Genomic DNA, 1,098 nt, shown 5'->3' on the forward strand with positions numbered 1-1,098 from the left:
GGTGAACCCGTCCGGACCACCCTTGTACGTGCCATGGGGCGGGATGAAGCTCTTCAGTCCCCGGGCTTCCAGAAAGGCGTAGTTCTCCCCACTGCTGTACCCCGTGTCGGCCACGCAGTTCTCCCATACCAGGCCTTCTTTCCAGAGCCTGCGTTTTACGCGCTTTACGATGTCCGGGAGGTGTTGGTTGTCCTTCCCGTCCGCATGGTAGGCCCTGATGTCGGTGATCACGTGGTGGGCCGTATCAACGCTCAGTTGGCCCAGGTAGTTCAGCTTTCTCGCCTTGCCCGGCTTTACGCTTATACGCGCATCGGGGTCCGTGGGGCTGTAATGTGTTTTGTTACTGGTATACTTGGCCCCCTTGTTACCGGCCCCCGGCCGTTGGTCCTGGTCCTTCGCCCACTTCTTGTTGCGGCCCTTTATCGCGGAGAGCTCATTGGCGTTGGCGGTAACACTTCGTTGTCCTTTATCCGACCTGTCGCCCTTGCTCTTGCGATGGGGCACTTCTTTATCCATCGAACTAAGGACCCGCACCTTCCGCAGGTGTTCTTGCAGCTCTTCCTCCGGTACCTTCAGTTCCAAGGTATCCATGCTCGCGTTCGCCTTTACCGGCGCACTGTCGATCGCCTGGGTATGCCCGCTGACCATACCCTTGTCCACGCACATACTCAAAACCTTGGTGAAGACTTCCTCGAACACACTTTCCGGGAACAGTTGGCGCGTACGGCTTATCGTAGAATGCCATGGCAGCTCCTCGTCGATATCGTAGCCGATAAAGTAAAGGACGTCCAAGCGCATCGAACAATGGTCGATCAGCTTGCGGTCGCTGATAATGTTCTCCAGATAGCCCACAAGGCACAGTTTGAAGAAGACCACCGGGTCGATGCTCTTCTGGCCGCTTTCGCCATAATACCCCTTGGTCAAAGGGTAGAGAAAGTCAAGGTCCAAAGCCCCTTTCAAACGCCTGTAGAAATTGTTCTCGGGTATACGCTCGCTCAACTGGAAATGTGCGAACAGTTTTTCCTGGTAATCCTTTTTTCCCTGCATACCTAAAGTTACGATCGATCTACCGAACGGCAATGATCAAGACCGTTTTTT

General features: G+C 54.7%; 1 protein-coding gene. It reads right to left on the reverse strand.

Features of this window, described 5'->3' with window-relative positions; genetic code table 11:
* On the reverse strand, positions 1-1,047 hold a 1,047-nt coding region (locus BIZ36_RS20690), incomplete at its 3' end, for a transposase (protein ID WP_187459757.1).
* Positions 1,048-1,098: the final 51 nt, after the last annotated feature.

This window comes from Cytophaga sp. FL35, from assembly GCF_014349235.1.
In the GTDB taxonomy this organism is placed as follows: domain Bacteria; phylum Bacteroidota; class Bacteroidia; order Flavobacteriales; family Flavobacteriaceae; genus Euzebyella.